This window comes from Paenibacillus sp. FSL R7-0179 (assembly GCF_038002265.1).
In the GTDB taxonomy this organism is placed as follows: domain Bacteria; phylum Bacillota; class Bacilli; order Paenibacillales; family Paenibacillaceae; genus Paenibacillus_AQ.
Genome location: NZ_JBBOCC010000002.1, coordinates 2,441,561 through 2,460,982 on the forward strand (window position 1 = coordinate 2,441,561; position 19,422 = coordinate 2,460,982).

A 19,422-nucleotide genomic window follows, 5' to 3' on the forward strand; every position below is an offset into this window, starting at 1 on the left:
AGGTTTCTTTTAATGGTCAACCTAACAGCAATAGTTGTCCTTTTTCCACTTGTTTGCCTCTAACTCATACGAAATCAACAAACTAAACTACATTTTTCCACTTATTGTTGAAGACTAAATCCTCGCACAGCAGTAACGAACCGCTTGATATCTGGAAAGAATTCGCCGATGATAGGGAGATGGAGATTTAATTTAACTTTTAGCAGATGATGGAGAGATGAAATGAAGCAGCTTCCGATTATACAGGTGCTCCCTGACCTGAAAAGAATTCTGACAGACCGTGCAGCGGCGGTTCTGATTGCTGAGCCTGGAGCGGGGAAGACAACGGCGGTGCCGCCTGCTTTTTTGGAGGAGCGCTGGCTGGCCGGTAAAACTATCCTGATGCTGGAGCCCAGACGCCTGGCCGCCCGTTCGGCCGCAGCTTATATGGCTGCTTGTCTGGGAGAGAGTGTGGGTCAGACCGTAGGCTACCGTATGCGGATGGATACCAAGGTGGGGCGGAATACCCGCATTGTTGTAGTTACGGAAGGTGTGCTGACGAGAATGCTCCAGAGCGATCCTTCGCTGGGGGATGTGGGGCTTGTGATCTTCGATGAGTTCCATGAGCGCAGTCTGCATGCAGATCTTGGACTGGCACTCGCGCTTGAAGCGCAGAGTGTGCTGCGCGAGGATCTGCGCATTCTGGTGATGTCGGCGACGCTGGACGGAGACCGCGTAGCTTCTCTGCTGGGTGAAGCGCCAGTTGTACGCTGCCCTGGCCGCACCTATCCTGTGGATACAATCTATATGCCGGAGGCAAGTAATGCGGGTCCTGAGAAATCGGCAGCCGCCGCTGTCCGCCGGGCGCTCGCTGAGCAGCCGGGGGATGTGCTTGTTTTTCTGCCTGGTGAGCGGGAGATCCGCCGGACGGAGCAGGAGCTGGCGTCAGGAGGTCTGCCGCCAGGAACGGTAGTGCGGCCGCTCTATGGCCAGTTGCTGCAGCCGCAGCAGGATGCCGCGGTGGCTCCTGCGGTGGATGGTGAGCGAAAGGTCGTGCTGGCGACTTCGATTGCCGAGACGAGTCTGACAATCGAAGGGGTACGCACGGTGATTGACACAGGGCTTCGCCGGACGCAGGTGTTCTCTGCGCGTACTGGCATGCCGCGTTTGACGACGGTGCCGGTCTCGAAGGCATCGGCCGATCAGCGGCGCGGCCGGGCAGGCCGCACAGCACCGGGCGTCTGCTACAGGCTGTGGAGCCGGGAGGCTCATGATCAGCTGCCGGACGATAGCGTTCCGGAGATCATGGAGACCGACCTGGCGCAGCTCGCCCTGGAGCTGGCGCTATGGGGCGTGCGCGATCCGGGAGCGCTCGCCTGGCTGGACGCGCCGCCTGCCGCGCCTTACGCGCAGGCCACGGCGCTCTTGCGCCAGCTCGGCGCGCTGGACGCCGGCGGCGCCATTACGTCGCACGGCCGCAGCATGGCCGTGCTTGGCGCGCACCCGCGCATCGCGCATATGCTGCTGCGCGCGGCAGACCTTGCAGCCGCGCCGCTCGCCGCCAGGCTCGCTGCGCTGCTGCAGGAGCGGGACCTCTTCCGGGGTCCCGCGGCTCTAGATAGCGACCTCACGCTGCGCGTGGAGGCGCTGCTCGGGTTCGAGCGCTCCGCCGGTAACGGCGGAGCGGACCTGGCGGCCTTGCGCGCGGTGCAGCGCGAGAGCCGCAGCTTCCTGGCGCAGCTGCAGGCAGCGCCGGGCGAAGGGCCAGGCGACATCAGCCGCAGCGGCCTGCTGCTGTCGTTCGCCTATCCCGACCGGATCGGGCAGGGACGCGGCAATGGCGTGTTCCTGCTGTCCGGCGGCCGGGGGGCGGCCATGCGCGAGGGGCAGCCGCTGGCGCGCTCGCCCTACATCGTGGCACCCGGCGTGGATGACCGTGCCGGGCAGAGCCGGATTATGCTTGCCGCAGCGCTCTCCGAGCAGGACCTGCTGAAGCATCATGCGGACAGCCTTCTGGAGGAGCGCGAAGTCTACTGGGACAGTGAGAGCGGAAGCGTGAAGGCGCGAAGAGTGACCCGGCTGGGGGCGCTCATTCTGAAGCAGACGACCCATGAGCGCGCTACTCCCGAGGAGACAGAGAGCGTATTGCTGAAGGTGATCGCGGCGGAAGGGCTACAGCTGCTGCCATGGGAAAAAAGCACCACTCAGCTGCGGCAGCGGATGGAATTCATGCACTCGCTGCGGGCCGATTGGCCCGATATGTCGGATGAAGCGCTCACGGATACATTGGAGGAGTGGCTGGCACCCTTTATACAAGGGATGCGGAATCTCCGTGATTTGCAGCGGGTGAAACTGGCGCAGGCGCTGGAGGGGATGCTGGATTGGAACAGCCGCCAGCAGCTGAACAAGGAGGCGCCAACACATATTACGGTACCGAGCGGTTCGCGGGTTCCCTTGGATTACAGCAATCCGGGAGCGCCGGTACTGGCAGTCAGACTGCAGGAGATGTTCGGGCAGACGGATACTCCGAGGATCGGTGGAGGGAAGGTGCCGGTGCTGCTTCACCTGCTGTCTCCGGCGAGAAGGCCGATGCAGATTACCTCAGATCTGGCGAGCTTCTGGCAGAACACCTATTTCGAGGTGAAAAAAGATCTGAAAGGCCGTTATCCCAAGCACTACTGGCCGGATAATCCGCTGGAGGCAGTACCCACCAACCGTACGCGTCCTACCAGATAGAATAAGTAGGTTATCAGATATAAATTCATCCGGTGAAGCTTTTCCTGTTTGGGCACTGCGTGAACGGGTAATAGAGTAGCGAACAACAATTACGAAGGAGGGCTTCAAGTGACAGAGAAAATTATTGGTGTATTCGATACGGAACAAGAAGCAACCAGAGCAATTGAAAGTTTGCAGAGTCAAGGGTTCACAAACGATGAGATTTCAGTAATAACGAAGGATCGAGATGACCTGAAACACATCTCCGAAGATACAGGAACAATGGCGCCGGAAGGCGTTGCCACAGGTGCGGCCACCGGCGGCGTAGTGGGCGGAATTACCGGACTGTTGGCCGGGATCGGTGCGCTGGCTATTCCGGGAATTGGTCCAATCCTTGCCGCAGGCCCAATCGCAGCTACATTAACAGGGGCTGCCATCGGAGTAGGGGCAGGCGGTCTGGTGGGAGGATTAATCGGACTCGGCATTCCCGAGGATGAGGCCAGAGATTATGAAGGCTACATCGACAGCGGCAAAATCCTCGTCCTCGTCGATGACAACGGCCGCGGAAGAGATATCCATACCGTGTTCCGGGGTAACCGTTCACTCAACTCGGGCCGGTACGACAGCCTGTACCCGGAGGATACGCTGGCAGACCGCGGAGCAACGAATCCGGATCTGGTCCCTAGAGACACCACGGTTGGCAATACCTTGGGCAACAGGGGCGCGATGAATGCAGACCGTGACCCGGACCTCTACAACCGTGACAAAATCTAATGATATAGCGGAGTAGTATCCCGCTAATATAGCAACCTCTAAGAACTGCCTGCGGGACAACCCCCAGGCAGTTCTTTTTGCGGCTTGGATCGTGTTCCTACATTATAATATGACATAAGGGAATGGACACATACAGCCGCTTATTATTTAAATTCAACATATGAAAAATTCACAATACTCCCCACCCCCCCAACCCTACCCCTAAGCCACCCGACCTGCCCAGATCCTGCATAGATCTAGCATACATCCATAAAGCGAGACAGAGGACAGCCTGGAGGCTACGAACCGTTATAGTGCGGGGAATAGTTGGATTTTCAACACTTACTGATGAGCTTTACTAATTATCATCAGCAATAATTGGAAAAAAGACACTTAAAAAACCGCAATACCCCAACTTATAGGCAAACGGGCAAATTAGCTACCTTTTTTCCACTTGCTGCCGTTTAATGCTCGAAGTTTGATGAAATTAGATACGTTTTTCCATTAAAAATATTATTTCATCATATGAAAAATTCATAATAGAAGTTCAAAATCAAAACAGCTACACCTATCCACGCCGCCTAATCCCATACCAACCAATTACTTATCTACTTCAAAACAGAAAAAGTGAAAGATCAGCCATTATCGACAAATAGGCAACTTGCTATAGGCAACTCGCTAAATGACAAATGTCTCATTTCCTTGATCGGCGACAGTACTCCCCCAGTATCCTCCCCAATTTTAAATAACTTGTTGTGAAAGCTGGGAAATAGAGTTTATACTAGAGTAATAGTGGAAATTGCCAAGCGGCAACAGTTTTTTTCTGCTATATGATGTCAAACAAAAAAACACCCCGGGAGGTGTCTTATGGCGTTTATGATTGCCCAGCGGGCGTTTATAAAGGTATACCTGATTACCATGGTGGAGCAGCACAAGGGGTATGGTTATCAGATGCTTGAGGATTTACGCAGAGATTTCAAAGCTCATGGCTATTCGCCTCCCCAAAGTGAAATTTACCGCGCCCTGCATGAGCTGGTACAGCAAGGGATATTGTACCGCACCAAGCAGCTCAAGGGGAGCGATCCGAAGGTCGATTTTCAGGAAATTGTCCTGTATCATTTCACTTCGGACGGGGAGGAGAAAGCCAAGCTGTATAAGAAGCAAGTGAAGGCTGACCTGGACCGGTGTCTTGGAATTCTCAATAAGGCAGTAGCAGACAATTACTGATAGGAGATCCGCGAGCTGCTCGCTCATGCCTATCGATCTGGCCAAGATCCGGCGGACTCAACTAAATCAGTCTATCCACGAGCCTCGTAAGCTATGAACTGCCGGATCAGGTATCCTCATCTTCAGAATCCTGGCCCGGCGGGGTCACAGGCGAGCTTGCGCTGCCATAATCCTCCACGGCTTCCCAGGCACCGGCGTCGTCGAACCGTCCGCTATTCTGCTGGCGTCCTTCGCCTGCACCGGAGGGCGGGGGAGTCATGACCTCTTCTTCCACAGGACGTGCGTCAGTGTCACTGCTGGTTGGGGCATGCTCCACGGTATAACGGGTGTAGGGGATGGCCTCAAGCCGTTCATAAGGAATCTCTTGCTTGCTGGCCTCGCAAATGCCGTACGTTCCGTTATCCATCCGCGCAAGAGCAGTCTCGACCTCCGTTAATTCTTCGGATAGCGAGGTGTTGATGGACAGATCGCGGCTGCGTTCAAATGTCTCCGTGCCTGTATCGGCGGGATGATTATCGACAGAAGAGAGCTCGCCCGTAGAGAGAATAAGGGAATCACCAAGCAGGCTGTCTTCAGCACCGTTGCCGGAGAAATGCTGCTCCAGCTCTGCCTTGCGTCCCTCAAGGGCGGCCCGAAGTGTAATTAATTGGTCTTTGGTTAAGTGGCTCATGTGTCATCTTCCTTTCAGCTTGATTAGTAGTTACACTGTTGTAATCTTTCCTTACCCTAATGTGTTATAGGGCAATCAGCGACATCTCTATGCTGAATTGTAACTTTAGTGATATTTTCAGGCTGCTTTCACCCTGTTATAATAATTACTGCCGGATGAAAGCAGCATACACTTGGAGGTTATGAAATGGACGAACATATGAAACGGCGGCTGGATAAGCAGAGAAAGCTGTTCAGCCAGCTCGGTATTACCCTTGATGCACTTACCATTCATGAGAAGGAATTCAGTATGAAGCTTCGCGGCTATGATGCCGAGGAGGTAGATACGTTCCTTGACAGCGTAATTAAGGATTATGAACGGTTCTATGCCACCATAGCCGATCTGATGGATAAGTGGCAGGAGCAGCAGATTGAGATGAAAGAGCTGAAGGCAGAAGTGAGAACCTCAGCCACTCCGGCCCCAGTGCCGATTATTAAGGGGATCGATCCTCAGGATCTGGAGGATATCATCATCAAGCTGGAAGCCAATGTGCGTCAGCTCAAGGACAGATTGCCTATGCCCCGCACGGAGGGGTATTTGTAAGCCCTGTGCAGCCACAGCATGAGAGACAACAATATGCAGCATAAGTATAACTCTGGACGGGGGTTGGACCATTGCCGGAGAAGCATGCGTGGAGCTTGAAGATCCGCGGCAAAATCGCAATAGGATATGTCATCATACTATTAATGCTAGGGCTATTTCTGATTATAGTCTCTGGCCGGATTAACAGCCTGGAGAAAGAAACCGTGTTCTTGAGCGATCATGATATAGAAGTTCATGAACTTACATATCAAATTGAGAAAAATGTACTCGATATGGAGACCGGACAGCGGGGATACGTGCTTACTGATGATGAGTCTTACCTGGCACCGTATAATGACGGTCTGGTGCAGTGGAGGATTAATGCAGCGAAGCTGAATAATCTCATTGCTGATAACCCGAATCAGGTGCGGAATCTGGACACGATTACGGATAATATCGAGAAGTGGGTCGATGTCGCCGGGCAGCATGTGGTTGAACTGAAGAAGAATGGCCATACGGAGGCGGTTAACGCTTTTTTCCGTAACGATACGGGGAAAAGTCTGGTCGACACGATTCGCTCCCAGTCTGACTACTTTCGTGATATTGAACGAACTCTCACGAATGACCGGATCAGCAATCTGAAGGACAGTAACCATAAACTGCTGATTACTATGTATATATTATGGGGATTGGTAGTTGTACTGGCGCTGCTCATTACTTATCTGCTCTCAGCCAGTATCGTGAATCCTCTGCACAGCGTTATACAGGCCATTAACAGTATTGCCTCCGGCGGTAACCGCTCAGAGCGTATTAAGGTGAAGACGCTGGATGAAATCTATGATTTGGGTGAAGCGACCAACGGGCTGCTGGATAATGTGCAGCGGGAGCAGTGGATGAGCGAACAGCTTACCTCGATGTCGATTGCCCTGCAAGAGACCGTTGATATGCCTTCGCTGTGCAGAATTTTTGTCAGCCGCTTGTCAGTTATGCTGGAAATGCAGTATGCCACTATATACGTCGTGAATGATGAAGAACTGTTCGAGCGCATCTATTCCTACGCAGGATCAGAGAATAAGGAAGAGAGCATCGGGCCGGAGGTTATTCAGCCGGGAGTAGGCTTGGCGGGCCAGTGTGCGCTGGATCAGCGGATGAATGTGATCGAGCAATTGCCTGATGACTATATTTACATTAACTCTGCGCTGGGCAGAACGCCGCCGAAGTTTGCGGTCATTGCTCCGATTATTTTTGAGAATAAGACTGTTGCTGTACTGGAGATTGCTGCACTGACGCGTTGGGCGCCATATCATTTCGGACTGCTGAAGGAATTGCTGGACATGATGGGGGTTACCGTGAATTCGGTGAAGACCCGGATGGAGATCCAGAGGCTGCTGCATGAATCGCAGGTGATGAACGAAGAGCTTCAGGTTCAATCGGAGGAGCTTCAGACCCAGTCCGAGGAGATGCAGATGCAGACGGAGGAGCTTCAGAGTCAGACCAGCGAGCTGCTCACCGTGAACAAGGAGCTTGAGAATCAGAAACATGTAGCCGAGAATGCAGCGATCGAGCTGGAGCGGTACAATGAACAGCTGGAGCAGAGCTCGCGCTACAAGTCTGAGTTCCTGGCCAATATGTCACATGAGCTGCGTACACCGCTGAACAGTATGCTGATTCTCTCGCAGCTCCTGACGGAGAACCGCAATCATACCTTAAATGAGGAAGAACTGGGTTATGCCTCGGTCATCTACAATTCAGGCAGTGATTTGCTCAATATGATTAACGATATTCTGGATCTCTCCAAGGTGGAAGCCGGCAAAATGCTGGTGGAAATGGATGCCGTTAATCTCACCGAGCTGCCCTCACTGCTGCAGGGTTATTTCGGCAAGCTTGCCGAAGCGCAGAATGTAGAGTTTAACGTGACCTTGAACCCGGAGGTTCCGGATCTGTTCTTCACCGATGAGATGCGTCTGCATCAGATTCTGCGGAATCTGCTGTCTAATGCCTTCAAATTCACTGAGCAGGGCTCTGTTAACGTGGAGATTGCCAAGCTGGCGGCGTATTCGGATCAGCATTACATAACAGAGGGGCCGGTGCTGGCCTTCGCTGTGCAGGATACTGGAATCGGAATCTCTAAGGAGAACCGTGAGCTGATCTTCGAAGCCTTCCGTCAAGTGGACGGAACGACAGCCCGTAAATTCGGGGGAACCGGTCTGGGCTTATCCATCTCCCAGCAATTGGCTCAGCTTCTGGGCGGACACATCAGCCTGGAGAGCGAAGAGGGCAAGGGCAGTACATTCACCTTGTATCTCCCTTGCCGTGAACTGGTCAGTGAAGAAGAACTGTTCCATCCGGTGGAGCTGGCTCAGACTGCAGCCGGGGAGGAGCATTCCTGGCCCCCTCCTGATGAAGGGCAGCCGGGTAATACCCAGGACTCCCTGTTCGAGAAGGAATATGCCATGCTTCAAGGCAAAACTGTCCTGATTGTCGATGATGATATGCGCAATATTTATGCCTTGCAGAAGGGTCTGGAGCCTTACGGAATGATCATCATGACCGCTCAGACGGGATATGAATGTCTTCAAGTAGTTAGAGAGCAGCCGGAGGTGGATATCGTACTCCTGGATATTATGATGCCGATTCTGGATGGTTATGACACGCTGTCTATTATCCGCGAGGAGATGCATCTCACCGACCTCCCGATCATTGCGGTCTCTGCCAAGACAATGAAGGAAGACCGTGAGCGCTGCCTGGCCGCCGGAGCCACTGATTTCATCAGCAAGCCGGTACTGATGCAGGACGTCATTACACGAATGTGCCGGTACATTTGACTTTTCCAAAAACCCATTGACGGGAATACAAGGTATGCTTTATGATGGGTTCATAATTGATCATTTATATGCAGTGGCGTGTTACCTTAACAGGGCATGAGCCAAGATTCGTACTCAACACTTTGAGTCCAGTCTTGGCTCTTTTTTGTGCAAAAAATCAGGCAATGGGCGGAAAGGAGGGGGAACTTGGCGAGGGACACTGAACAATTTCAGGTGCTGCGGGTGATTGGAAATAATGTCGTAATGGTAGAGGGCGGCAAGAAGAGCAAGGAATATGTAATCATTGGCAAGGGCATCGGGTTTGCGCTTAAGGATACAGGTGTTATTGATTCGGATGATCCCCGGATTGAGAAGCTGTTTCGGCTGGAGGACCGGGAGGAATGGAGTCAGTATCAGATTCTGCTGGAGGACATTGATCCCAAGGTCATGAAGATCACAGATGAGATTATCTCTGATATCGCCCGTGAGTTTCCCGGCAAGTTAAACGACAAGATCTATTTGGCGCTCCCCAGCCATATCCAATTCACCATCTTCCGCTTGCGCAGCGGGATGGACATTGTGAATCCATTCCTGGAGGAGACCCGGATGACGTTCCCCAAGGAATTTGAGATCGCTTCCAAGGCGGCTGAGAAGATCAGCGAAGGCTTTGAAGTACAGATTCCTGAAGACGAGGTCGGTTTCCTTACTTACCACGTCTACTCTGCGGTCAGCAATGTGCCGGTGGGCCAGCTTGTGAAGGCCTCCAATCTTGTCAGCGAGCTGATGGAGATGATCCGCAGTGAACGCAAGATCCGCTTTGAGCAGGGGAGTATGAATCATGTCCGGCTGATGGTCCACTTGAGATTCTCGATTGAACGGATTCTGCAGGGTTCGCTCATCGACAATCCTTTTGTAAAGCATATCAAGAAGGAATTCAAGGATGAATACAAGCTAGCTCACAGGATGGGCACATTCATGCAGGTCAAGCTTAGTGTAGACGTACCCGAAGAAGAAATCTGCTTCCTGGCTATGCATCTGCACCGGCTGTTCCAGACCCTAGAGAAGAATAAATAGCAGCGGCAAGGAGTGAATTTTATGTTTTCGAGATGGAAAGCTAAAAAAGAAGAGAAACCTACTGAGACGGTAACCCGCCTAGAGATATACGCTCCGGTCAGCGGACAGTCCGTACCGTTAACGGAAGTGCCGGATGAGACCTTTGCTGGTGGGCATATGGGCCAAGGCATTGCCATAGAACCTATAGAGGGACGTTTAACGGCCCCTTTTGACGGGAAAATTGCGCATGTGGTCAAAACTAATCACGCTCTAATCCTGGAGCATGCCTCCGGGTTACAGCTGCTGATGCACATCGGAATTGATACGGTCAGCTTGCGGGGCGAAGGCTTCATCAGCCATATTGCCACCGGAGATGAAGTGCAGGCAGGGCAGACGCTGATCGAATTCGATCTGGAGGCGATCCGGGCTGCGGGATACCGTACCATTACTCCAGTGATAGTAACTGGTAACGGGGAGGAAACCCCGGAGGTGAATTGTCATTACGGCCAGGTTACGGCAGGAACGAGCAGTATTCTTACAACAACAGCTTCACAGCCTTAGAACATACACGTAATAATATGAAACCAGGGGGATGATTTCATTATGTTGGCTTTTCTACAGAAGTTAGGGAAATCTCTGATGCTTCCAGTGGCAACTTTACCGGCGGCAGCGATTCTGCAAGGGTTCGGACTGATTAATTATGAGAAGGATTTCCATCTGGGCAGTACCGTGGGCGGATTTCTCAACCAGTATGTGGCTCCTTTTCTGAATGCGGGTGCGGGCGCGATATTCGGTAATCTGGCGCTGATTTTTGCAATTGGGGTAGCGATCGGGTTCGCAGGCGATGCGGTTGCCGCGCTGTCTGCCCTCATTGCTTATCAGGTGCTGGACAGTATTCTCAAGGTGCTCCCAGCTCAAATGCCGTTCATCGCCGATGATGTGAAGCTGAATATGGGCGTGCTGGGCGGGATTTTTGCCGGAGCCTGGGCCGCTTACCTCTACAAGAAATATCATAATATTAAAATGCCGGACTGGCTCGGCTTCTTCGCAGGCAAACGCTTCGTACCCATTATCACAGCTATCACTACCATGATTCTCGCAGTGCTGATAGGTATGATCTGGAGCCCGATTCAGGATGTCATCAGTGACTTCGGTACCTGGGTTGTCGGTCTCGGCGGGGCAGGTGCATTTGTATTCGGGACGGCTAACCGTCTGCTGCTCCCGTTCGGCCTGCATCATGTCATCAACGCCATCGCCTGGTTCCAGCTCGGTGATTTCACGAACGCTGCCGGGGATATTGTTCACGGAGATCTGACACGCTTCTTCGCCGGAGATAAAACTGCGGGAATGTTCATGACAGGCTTCTTCCCGATTATGATGTTCGCTATGCCGGGTGCAGCCCTGGCGTTCATTCACACAGCCAAACCGGAGAAACGCAAAATGGTCGCGTCCATCTTCATCGGATCGGCAATTGCTTCCTTCCTGACAGGGATCACGGAGCCGCTGGAATTCTCCTTCATGTTCCTTGCACCGCTGCTGTATCTGGTACACGCCTTACTGACCGGTTTTGCCGGATTCCTGATGTATGTGCTGGATGTGAAGCTCGGGTTCGGATTCTCTGCCGGGCTCATTGACTATCTGCTTAACATGAAGCAGTCCACCAATGCGTGGGTGCTGATTCCGGTCGGGCTTGGCTTCTTCGTCCTCTACTATCTGTTGTTCCGGTTCATTATCGTCAAGTTCAACCTCAAAACCCCTGGACGCGAGGATGAGATGGAAGAGGACCTGATTGATCTGTCCAAGAGCGCAGCAACGGTGCCGTCCTCTTCCAGAGCCGCCAAGATTCTGGAGAACATCGGTGGTCCTGGGAACATCCGCAGCATCGATGCCTGTATCACCCGCTTGCGCCTTAATGTAAATGATGACAAGGCGGTTAAAGACTCCGCGCTTAAGCAGCTCGGTGCTTCCGGTGTGATGCGGCTTGGACAGGGTGCGGTACAGATTGTGTTCGGACCGCAATCAGAGCAGCTCAAGGATGATATCAAGAAGCTGATGTAGCTTGAAGAATATCAGCAGAGCAGAATAGCGTTTCCAGACAGGCATCCTTGACGGGTGTCTGTTTTTTGCAGCAGGCTATTGCAATATATACAATACCGAGTATAATACTTGGTATAAAGAAAAAGGAGTCGGTACCTTTGTCAATAGATGATTATCTGGATTTGCTGAATTATGCCAAGGCAATTAACGATGAACAGTGGCAGGCTGATCTCCTGGAGAAATTGAAGAACTATGAGAAGCTTGCCGAAGAAAAGAAACAAGTGGATAGTGTGAGAGCGCTATGGACGCGGTTCGATGATATTAACGTATTGCTGATGCAATTATTCGATAAGCTGAGAGAGCAAGAGGATACACCGGATAGCAGTCTGTGGAAAGAGCAGATTTGGGAGCTGAAGATGGAGCGGATTCACGTGGCCAAGCAGCTTCAAGCGCGGTATATCAAGAGTAGATAAAGAAGAAATAATCGGAGATATGATTAGGTAGAGATAGAGATAATATAATGAAAGAAAATGGCATGCAGTTAGTCTGCTCAGCCACGAAATGCACATTGAAGAGTGAATTTCGCAGATTCACTTTCAGGCTTGTCGTCGTGTGCTTGGACTTTACTTGGACATTTCCATTCCATTACGCATCATAGTCATACACATAGTCATCATTTCGTCGCACTGCTGCATTTGAGTCATCATCTTATCCATATCCATGTTCATCATGCCCATTTCGGTCATGGTTTCCATGCACATCTTCATGTTCTTCATCTTGCACATCATGTCTTCCATACACATGTTCATCATCATTTCCATACATTTCTGTTCCATCACTAGCTCCACCTTTCAATTTATAATAGCTTACACCTAATAAACTACTATATTTTGTTGGTGAGTTCAACCTTTTTATGGATATTCAGCAGCTATCAGCCCTACCGCTTGCGGTAGGGCTATTTCTGTGAAGTCTAGAAGTCATAGGATTGACATTTGATTGAAAAATTCTGTTTGAACGGGGGCCATACCGGTTATAAACTTAAAAATCTGTTTGTTCTGGGGAAAGGGTGGGTATGGGTGAGAAAAAGGCGAATGACCGGACCTGTGATCTGGCGCGTGTGGACGGCAGTCTTATGGCTGGGAGTAGCCGTGGCACTGGGTATAGTGGACCACGCGGAAGCTTCGCCGGCAGCGGGCAAAACGATCGAGGTCAATCTGGACGATAAACCGTTGTCTTTTGAGAAGCCTCCATTGCTGGATAAAGGGACAACAATGGTTCCGTTCCGTCCGCTGTTCGAGGCGATGGGTCTTAAGGTAGGCTGGAATCCCGCACAGCAGACGGTAACCGGTACGAAAGAAGGCCTGACCATAGTAATGAAGATAGGCAGCAAGACGGCTACTGTCAATGGCACCAGTGTTCAACTTTTGCAAGCGCCAACAATCCTAGACAGCTACACCATGGTCCCGCTCCGCTTCGTCGGGGAGTCCACTCAGGCACTGGTGGCATGGAACCCGTATAAGCCGCAGATTCTCGTCTACACCGACCCTTATCTGGCGGCGAACGGCCTGACCAAAGCAACGGCGAAGGCGGCAGTTGACAAGCAAATTGCCGAATTCAAAAAAGTATATGACGAGCAGATCGCCAGCCAGCCGCCACAGCCTAAGCCGCCGGCTCCAGGGACTGTCCCGAATGCTCCGGCCGGAGACGGTTCCTACAAGCCAGCTGCTTCGGACCAGGTAAATCTGAGCAATCTGCAGGGAATGTACTACGGCTTCAGCCCGGACTACGACGGGTTTGAATGCGGCGGGATGTGCTGGAATATCATCAGCTTCCTGCCGGGTAATAAAGTGGTTGTGGATGCTCCAAAGCAAGGCGGACCGGAGACAATCCACTGCTCGCGTGACGGCTGCCAGACTTACACGATACAAAGCGGTAAGCTGAAGCTAAGTAACGGGGACAGCTATGATATTGCGGTCAAATCCGGCAAGCTGCATATTGACGATATTGAGCTCAGCCGGGTCAAGACGGCCAAGAACGGGCTGACCTTAAGCGGCACTTATGTTCACCGCGGCTTCCAAGGGCTGGCCGGGATATCAGCCGGATCGACCTCCTGGACACGGACGCTAGTGCTGAATAGCAATGGTACCTTCACCAGCGATAACCTGATGCTTGGTACCGTCCAGGGCGGGGCACCTACAACAGGCGGGGCAGGAGGCTCAGACAGCGGTTCCTACAAGATAAGCGGCAATACCATCGTATTCGCTTTTGGCAACGGCAAAGTATCCAGCTCTCTATTCTTCCAGCATGATGACGGCAGCATCCAGGTTGGCGACGAGAATTATGACAAGGAATAGTCAGGAATGGAATAGCAAGACGCAAACGGTCCCCGGGATTTAACCGGAGGACCATTTTTTGTGGATGAGGCTTAGAGCAGCGCCCGGAGTGGATGTATGCGGGCCAACCGGCCTGCCGTATAATTAGAAGATCAGCATTGCTGGAGAGAAATCTTGAGGCAAGGTGATACAAATCCGCCGTAGCCTCCGTCTTACTTATAGCTGCAGCGGATAAGGAGGATTTACCTAATGAATATTCCGGAATCAGACCCATACAAAATAATCTTTTATGAGCATTACCCGAGTGTGCGGCGCAAGCTGGCGGCACTGGTGCGGGACGAGAGTGCTGCCGATGATCTGGCGCAGGAGGTTTTTATCAGACTCTACAGAAATCCGCCGGATGATCCGGCGGCTCTGGGGGCGTGGCTGCATAGAGTGCTTACGCGGATCGGATATGATTATCTGAACCAGCGGGTGAGAGAGCGGCGTCTGATCGACAAGCAGGAGCTGTTATATGATGCGGGGGCTTCTGCTCCTACAGGGGAAGAAGTGGTCCTCAGCAAGCTGGATCAGGAGGATGTACGGAGCTGGCTCGAGGATCTTCCTCAGCGGGACCGGCAGGCCTTACTGCTTAAGTATTCGGGCTACAGCTACGCAGAGATCGCAGTGGAACTGGGCGTGAGGCCGCCGGTGGTCGGAACCCTGTTAAGCCGGGCGACAGCCAAACTGAAACATCATGCCGTGAAGTCCATTCCGCAAGAATAATGAGATCCGGGAGGAAAGAAACCATGAATAGAGTAAACGGGCAGGTACAGCCCCAGAGCACAGATGAAGCCTGGGCTAAATTACAGAAGAAGCTGGGAGATGAGCCGGTCAATCCGGTGTGGGCTACATGGGGCAAACAAGAGACCCTTTTAGAGGAACAGACGGCCAAGACTGATAGATCAGATAGAACAGAATTGACAGCAGAGGAAGTGCTTCCGGCAGCAACGGCGGATAACCTTGCAGCAGCGGAGCCAGTACAGAATACAGGGCGGAAGTTACGCCGGCCTATGATGAGCCGTAGCCGCAAGTGGGCCGCAGCGGCAGCAGGCGTAGCGATTTTTGCAGCAATTCTGGCTACTCCGGTAGGGAATACAGCCATGGCAGCCCTGCTGAACCAGTTCAAGATGCAGGAGGCTACAGTTGTTGAAGAAGGTGATCTGCGGGATATGTTCTATCAGATCACAGAGAATGGCACTGGCAATATTGAGCAATCCCTTGAGGTCTTCGGTGATGTCTCCATCACTAATGGTGAGATGAAGGAGAATGTTCCGCTCAAGGATATCCAAGGCCTGCTGGGCTACGGGCCGCTGAAGGGCTCCGTTATGGATTCAGTCAAGTTTGTCCGGGTAAGCGGCTCCCATGATATCACACTGAACCTGAAGGTGGAGGAAGTGAACAAGGCACTGAAACGCCTGGGCTCGGACAATCTGCTGCCTGCATCTGTAGACGGCAAGCCGATTACGCTTCATATCCCTGAGCAGGTGAATTACGATCTGGGCAGCGATCAGCACTGGGGAGCCTTATCGCAGATGAACACACCTGTCGTTACTGTGGATCCTTCTGTGGATCTGGACGAAGCGGTTGATGCCGTTGTGAACTTCCCGCTGATTCCCGACAATCTGCGAAGCAGTCTGCAGAAGAGCCGGATCTTGTCCGGAGATCTGCCGATGCCGCTGGTTAAGGGCAGTCATGATGAACAGATTACGGTGGCCGGTACGCCGGTGATACTTACTGAAAATAAGTACAGTAACACTAACAATTATACGGCTGTCTGGGTGCAAAAGGGGCAGTTTCTGCAGTTTTACGGCGGAGATATCTATCCTGAGCGCGAGCAGTTCATTCAGAAGGTACAGGAGTTGATCACACAATGAGCAGTATCCCTGCGATTGATGCGAACGCCTTGACCAAAGCTTATCCGAACGGGCGCGGTTGCCGGGATGTTACTCTGACTGTGGGGAAAGGGGAAGCCTTCGGCTTCCTCGGCCCCAATGGTGCCGGCAAGAGTACTTTTGTCAAAATGCTGGTTGGACTCATCTCGCCAACAGGCGGCCATGCCTCCATCCTGGGACATCCGCTGGGCTCTATGGAAGCCAAAATGAAGATTGGCTACCTGCCGGAGCTGTACCGCTATCAGGACTGGCTGACCGGTGAAGAGGTGGTCAGGCTTCATGCCAAGCTGTGCCGGATTCCGAAGTCCGTCATAGATCAGAGAATTCCGCAGCTCCTGCAGGAGGTAGGCATCGGGCTGCGCGGGAGAGACCGGGTCAAGCATTATTCCAAGGGAATGCAGCAGCGGCTGGGTCTTGCATGTGCATTGGTGAATGACCCGGAGATTCTGTTCCTGGATGAACCCTCCTCAGCCCTTGATCCTATCGGGAGAATGGAAGTGCGGAAGATTCTGCAGAAGCTGAAGGAACGGGGAATAACTATTTTTCTCAACTCTCATTTACTTGAGGATGTTGAAGTGCTGTGCGACCGGATGGCTCTGCTGAGTAACGGAGCGGTCCTGCGGCACGGCAAAGTAGCGGAGATGCTGAACCAAAAGACAAGCTGGCATTTCAAAGTGGGCGGATATACGCCTTTTTTGCTGTCCTGGCTAAATGAGCATACAGGGTTATCCATCCGGCAATCAGTGCCTGCTGCGGGTAAATCTGGCTATGATCCGGCACAAGAGGAGTCAGATTCAAGTGTCGTGTGGCTGGAGGCGGAGCTGGAGCATGAGGAACAGGCTGGCTGGCTGAACGGGCTGATGGTGGAGCAGGGGATGACGCTGTACCAGGTGAACCGCCAGTCTGAACGGCTGGAGGACTGGTTCATGGATGCGGTAGCCGGGCTCAGTCATAGGGGGGAGAAGGAATGAGAACCATACTGGCAATGACCTGGAAAGAAATGCTGCGCAAAAAAGTGATGCTGCTAACCCTGCTGCTGACCCTGGTGTTCCTGATTGCCTTCTGGTTCGTGGCGGATACCGTGGGAACAAACGATCCGGGGGCCGGAACTCTGGGGAATGGCAGCGGGTTATTCATGCAGTTCATGAACGGCGCTTTTATTCTGAGTCTGGGCTTCTTCTTCGGCGCGTTCGTTATAGCCTTTCTGGCGATCTTCAGCTCCTTCTCGGTGATTGCCGGTGAAGCAGAGCAGGGGGTCATGCAGGCTCTGTTGCCCCGGCCGCTGCCTCGCTGGAAATGGTATCTTGGCCGCTGGCTGGGCTTCGTCACGCTGGGAACGATCTATGCCCTCATTCTGTTCACTGCCATTCTGCTGATTACAAGTGCCCACGCGAACGTTCCCAGAGATACGGTCGTGCTTGCGAAGTCATTTCTGTTGTTCGCCTCTGTAGTTCCCTTGTTAATCTCTGTATCCATGCTGGGTTCAGGACTATTCTCCGCGCTTGGCAACGGTGTGTTCATGACGATGCTCTACGGGGCAGGATTTCTTGGGGGGATGGTGGATAAGCTTAGCGGGTCGCTGAGACTTGCGGAGGATGGACTGAAGGTGCTGAATAATCTGACGGGAATGATCTCGATGATTATGCCCGCAGATACCCTGCAGCGCCGAATGACTGTTGAGCTGTTCAGCTTGAAGGATATGAATGGCCTGGTATCGATGGATAGCGGGGCGCTTACTCTGCTGAATTTCAATTCGTTCCCGTCTAATAGCTTTGTCGTATACGCTGTAATCTACACTGTGGTTATCTTTGGGCTGGGACTGCTGTGCTTTCAGCGTAAGGATCTGTAGGAATCAGCCATGCTTACTATTTTTAAAAAACAAACAAAGCAGCGCCCCGAAGGTTCCTGTTCAGGAGCTTCAAGGGCGCTGCTTCGCGTGCCGTGCGGGAATCATTTGGTCACGCCGATCTCGATCCAATCCGTAGACCAGTTACCGATCTCTCCAAGAATGGGGGCAAGGGCCGTACCTTTATCGGTTAACGAATACTCAATTCGTACGGGCATCTCAGGATATACAGTACGCTGTATGATCCCTTCCGTCTCCATTTCCTTCAACCGGTCAGACAAGACCTTGCCGCTAAGGTTGGACAAGCAATGCTCAATTTCTCCGAACCGCCGCGGACCATCCATCAGGACGAATACGATCAGGGCGACCCACCGCTTACTCAGTACATCCACGGCTTTCTCAAACCGGGGGCACATCTCAAAATCATTCATAAGGATCACCTCAGCATTCATTATATCATAAACTTACAATAAGTAATTATAAATATTTAAATATATATTATAACTTGACGAAGTTATATTACAATGATAAACTAACTTACAAATAGTTACTATGAAGAAAGTTAAATATCAAAATTTAAAACGAAGTGTATTCTTTTCGCAGTAAGTTTGCGAATTGGAGTCGAGAAAGCTTATACTATCAAACTTTTAGGACGGTGCTCTAATGATCAACCCAAATATCCTTTCTATACTACAGAACAAAATCAGCCGGATTCCTATGGAAAACTCCACGAATATATTGGTCGGACCTATAACTCTGCCTGTTAATCTGGATGGGGAGACCATCACCTTCAAATGGTACAGCTGGCTGAACGTGACGGACGAAGAGCTTCAGCGCGCTGAAGGCAAGGAGGCTACCGAGCTGCTCATCAGCCGTTTATCCTCAATGAAGCTTGCGGATGGACAGCAGTCCAGTGTTCTGGTCTACGGAGATTTCGAGCATTCCGAGGAAGCGCTGATCCGGATGCACAGCATTTGCCACACCGGGGACATCTTTGGCAGCAAGCGCTGCGATTGCGGGTTCCAGCTGCACCAGTCGATGAAGATGATTGCCCAGCATGGCGCCGGAGCACTCTTTTATCTGGCGAATCATGAAGGAAGAGGGATTGGCCTGTTCAGCAAAGCAATGGCATATCTGCTCCAGGAAGAAGGGTATGATACTGTGGAGGCCAATCTGGAGCTTGGATTCGCCGATGATTCCAGAGATTACACCGATGCGATCAGCGTGCTTCAACACCTGCGCAGCCATCCGGTGACATTGATTACCAACAATCCGAAGAAGCTGGAAGCGCTGCGGGCTGCCGGAATGAACACGGTGAAGCGGGTGCCGCTATGGGGTGACGTATCGGTCTTCAATGAGAAGTATCTGCGGACCAAGGTGGCCCGTTCCGGACATCTGGAGGCTGTGCCGGGTGCGGAGTTTTTTGAGGGAAGAGTAGCTAAATAAGCAAGCTGGACGGATATGCATCCATTCCATTATAATGGGGTACTGAACCCAATCCTAGCTTAGT

The 19,422-nt window shown here is 52.1% G+C and carries 18 protein-coding genes; 15 read left to right on the plus strand and 3 right to left on the minus strand.

Annotated features, from left to right (window positions below; genetic code table 11):
* Positions 1-222: 222 nt before the first annotated feature.
* The 3 genes from hrpB (at position 223) to MKX63_RS27085 (ending at position 4,674) form a co-directional block, all read left to right on the plus strand.
* The gene (gene hrpB, locus MKX63_RS27075; RefSeq protein ID WP_341021548.1) at positions 223-2,715 is read left to right on the plus strand and encodes an ATP-dependent helicase HrpB; all 2,493 of its coding nucleotides are present in this window, start codon (positions 223-225) and stop codon (positions 2,713-2,715) included.
* A gap of 108 nt (positions 2,716-2,823) precedes the next feature.
* Positions 2,824-3,468, plus strand: a complete 645-nt coding sequence (locus MKX63_RS27080; protein ID WP_076154013.1) for a general stress protein — start codon at positions 2,824-2,826, stop codon at positions 3,466-3,468.
* Between the two features lie 846 nt (positions 3,469-4,314).
* On the plus strand, positions 4,315-4,674 hold the full coding sequence (locus tag MKX63_RS27085; protein WP_341021550.1) for a helix-turn-helix transcriptional regulator: 360 nt from the start codon (positions 4,315-4,317) through the stop codon (positions 4,672-4,674).
* Between the two features lie 106 nt (positions 4,675-4,780).
* Here the strand turns inward: MKX63_RS27085 and MKX63_RS27090 are convergent, their stop codons facing one another.
* Positions 4,781-5,344, minus strand: coding sequence for a TraR/DksA C4-type zinc finger protein (locus MKX63_RS27090; protein WP_341021551.1), 564 nt, complete (start codon positions 5,342-5,344; stop codon positions 4,781-4,783).
* 186 nt (positions 5,345-5,530) lie between these two features.
* On the opposite strand from MKX63_RS27090, the gene MKX63_RS27095 reads away from it, so the two are divergent.
* The 6 genes from MKX63_RS27095 (at position 5,531) to MKX63_RS27120 (ending at position 12,272) form a co-directional block, all read left to right on the plus strand.
* Positions 5,531-5,926, plus strand: coding sequence for a DivIVA domain-containing protein (locus tag MKX63_RS27095; RefSeq protein WP_341021553.1), 396 nt, complete (start codon positions 5,531-5,533; stop codon positions 5,924-5,926).
* Positions 5,927-5,997: 71 nt separating this feature from the next.
* Positions 5,998-8,730, plus strand: a complete 2,733-nt coding sequence (locus tag MKX63_RS27100; protein ID WP_341021555.1) for a CHASE3 domain-containing protein — start codon at positions 5,998-6,000, stop codon at positions 8,728-8,730.
* Between the two features lie 186 nt (positions 8,731-8,916).
* A complete protein-coding gene (locus tag MKX63_RS27105; protein WP_341021556.1) occupies positions 8,917-9,783 on the plus strand; it encodes a PRD domain-containing protein in 867 nt (288 codons plus the stop codon).
* A 21-nt stretch (positions 9,784-9,804) separates the two neighbouring features.
* On the plus strand, positions 9,805-10,323 hold the full coding sequence (locus MKX63_RS27110; RefSeq protein ID WP_341021557.1) for a PTS sugar transporter subunit IIA: 519 nt from the start codon (positions 9,805-9,807) through the stop codon (positions 10,321-10,323).
* A gap of 42 nt (positions 10,324-10,365) precedes the next feature.
* Positions 10,366-11,820, plus strand: a complete 1,455-nt coding sequence (locus MKX63_RS27115) for a PTS transporter subunit EIIC (protein WP_341021558.1) — start codon at positions 10,366-10,368, stop codon at positions 11,818-11,820.
* 137 nt (positions 11,821-11,957) lie between these two features.
* The gene (locus tag MKX63_RS27120; protein WP_341021560.1) at positions 11,958-12,272 is read left to right on the plus strand and encodes a hypothetical protein; all 315 of its coding nucleotides are present in this window, start codon (positions 11,958-11,960) and stop codon (positions 12,270-12,272) included.
* 235 nt (positions 12,273-12,507) lie between these two features.
* Here MKX63_RS27120 and MKX63_RS27125 read toward each other — a convergent pair whose 3' ends face one another.
* Positions 12,508-12,705 carry a hypothetical protein gene (locus MKX63_RS27125; RefSeq protein WP_341021562.1) on the minus strand — a complete coding sequence of 66 codons (198 nt, stop codon included), beginning with the start codon at positions 12,703-12,705 and terminating at the stop codon, positions 12,508-12,510.
* A 170-nt stretch (positions 12,706-12,875) separates the two neighbouring features.
* Here MKX63_RS27125 and MKX63_RS27130 point away from each other — a divergent pair, with 170 nt between their 5' ends.
* The 5 genes from MKX63_RS27130 (at position 12,876) to MKX63_RS27150 (ending at position 17,915) form a co-directional block, all read left to right on the plus strand.
* The gene (locus tag MKX63_RS27130) at positions 12,876-14,153 is read left to right on the plus strand and encodes a copper amine oxidase N-terminal domain-containing protein (RefSeq protein WP_341021564.1); all 1,278 of its coding nucleotides are present in this window, start codon (positions 12,876-12,878) and stop codon (positions 14,151-14,153) included.
* Positions 14,154-14,381: 228 nt separating this feature from the next.
* Entirely contained in the window at positions 14,382-14,897 is a 516-nt protein-coding gene (locus MKX63_RS27135) for a sigma-70 family RNA polymerase sigma factor (protein ID WP_341021566.1), read from the plus strand.
* Between the two features lie 23 nt (positions 14,898-14,920).
* Positions 14,921-16,048 carry a hypothetical protein gene (locus MKX63_RS27140; RefSeq protein ID WP_341021567.1) on the plus strand — a complete coding sequence of 376 codons (1,128 nt, stop codon included), beginning with the start codon at positions 14,921-14,923 and terminating at the stop codon, positions 16,046-16,048.
* Positions 16,045-17,037: an ABC transporter ATP-binding protein gene (locus tag MKX63_RS27145; RefSeq protein ID WP_341021569.1), complete on the plus strand. Its 993-nt coding sequence runs from the start codon at positions 16,045-16,047 to the stop codon at positions 17,035-17,037. Before MKX63_RS27140 ends, MKX63_RS27145 begins: the two co-directional genes overlap by 4 nt.
* Positions 17,034-17,915: an ABC transporter permease gene (locus tag MKX63_RS27150; protein WP_341021571.1), complete on the plus strand. Its 882-nt coding sequence runs from the start codon at positions 17,034-17,036 to the stop codon at positions 17,913-17,915. Before MKX63_RS27145 ends, MKX63_RS27150 begins: the two co-directional genes overlap by 4 nt.
* A gap of 101 nt (positions 17,916-18,016) precedes the next feature.
* Here the strand turns inward: MKX63_RS27150 and MKX63_RS27155 are convergent, their stop codons facing one another.
* The gene (locus tag MKX63_RS27155; RefSeq protein WP_036728810.1) at positions 18,017-18,343 is read right to left on the minus strand and encodes a winged helix-turn-helix transcriptional regulator; all 327 of its coding nucleotides are present in this window, start codon (positions 18,341-18,343) and stop codon (positions 18,017-18,019) included.
* Positions 18,344-18,575: 232 nt separating this feature from the next.
* Here MKX63_RS27155 and MKX63_RS27160 point away from each other — a divergent pair, with 232 nt between their 5' ends.
* Positions 18,576-19,358 carry a GTP cyclohydrolase II gene (locus tag MKX63_RS27160; protein WP_341021573.1) on the plus strand — a complete coding sequence of 261 codons (783 nt, stop codon included), beginning with the start codon at positions 18,576-18,578 and terminating at the stop codon, positions 19,356-19,358.
* The last annotated feature ends 64 nt before the right edge of the window (positions 19,359-19,422 follow it).

What these genes read in the sequence shown, in the direction of transcription:
- hrpB (WP_341021548.1), top strand. Translation starts at nt 223, where the DNA reads ATGAAGCAGCTTCCGATTATACAGGTGCTCCCTGACCTGAAAAGAATT.
- MKX63_RS27085 (WP_341021550.1), top strand. Translation starts at nt 4,315, where the DNA reads ATGGCGTTTATGATTGCCCAGCGGGCGTTTATAAAGGTATACCTGATT.
- MKX63_RS27090 (WP_341021551.1), bottom strand. Translation starts at nt 5,344, where the DNA reads ATGAGCCACTTAACCAAAGACCAATTAATTACACTTCGGGCCGCCCTT.
- MKX63_RS27095 (WP_341021553.1), top strand. Translation starts at nt 5,531, where the DNA reads ATGGACGAACATATGAAACGGCGGCTGGATAAGCAGAGAAAGCTGTTC.
- MKX63_RS27110 (WP_341021557.1), top strand. Translation starts at nt 9,805, where the DNA reads ATGTTTTCGAGATGGAAAGCTAAAAAAGAAGAGAAACCTACTGAGACG.
- MKX63_RS27115 (WP_341021558.1), top strand. Translation starts at nt 10,366, where the DNA reads ATGTTGGCTTTTCTACAGAAGTTAGGGAAATCTCTGATGCTTCCAGTG.
- MKX63_RS27135 (WP_341021566.1), top strand. Translation starts at nt 14,382, where the DNA reads ATGAATATTCCGGAATCAGACCCATACAAAATAATCTTTTATGAGCAT.
- MKX63_RS27140 (WP_341021567.1), top strand. Translation starts at nt 14,921, where the DNA reads ATGAATAGAGTAAACGGGCAGGTACAGCCCCAGAGCACAGATGAAGCC.
- MKX63_RS27145 (WP_341021569.1), top strand. Translation starts at nt 16,045, where the DNA reads ATGAGCAGTATCCCTGCGATTGATGCGAACGCCTTGACCAAAGCTTAT.
- MKX63_RS27150 (WP_341021571.1), top strand. Translation starts at nt 17,034, where the DNA reads ATGAGAACCATACTGGCAATGACCTGGAAAGAAATGCTGCGCAAAAAA.
- MKX63_RS27155 (WP_036728810.1), bottom strand. Translation starts at nt 18,343, where the DNA reads ATGAATGATTTTGAGATGTGCCCCCGGTTTGAGAAAGCCGTGGATGTA.
- MKX63_RS27160 (WP_341021573.1), top strand. Translation starts at nt 18,576, where the DNA reads ATGATCAACCCAAATATCCTTTCTATACTACAGAACAAAATCAGCCGG.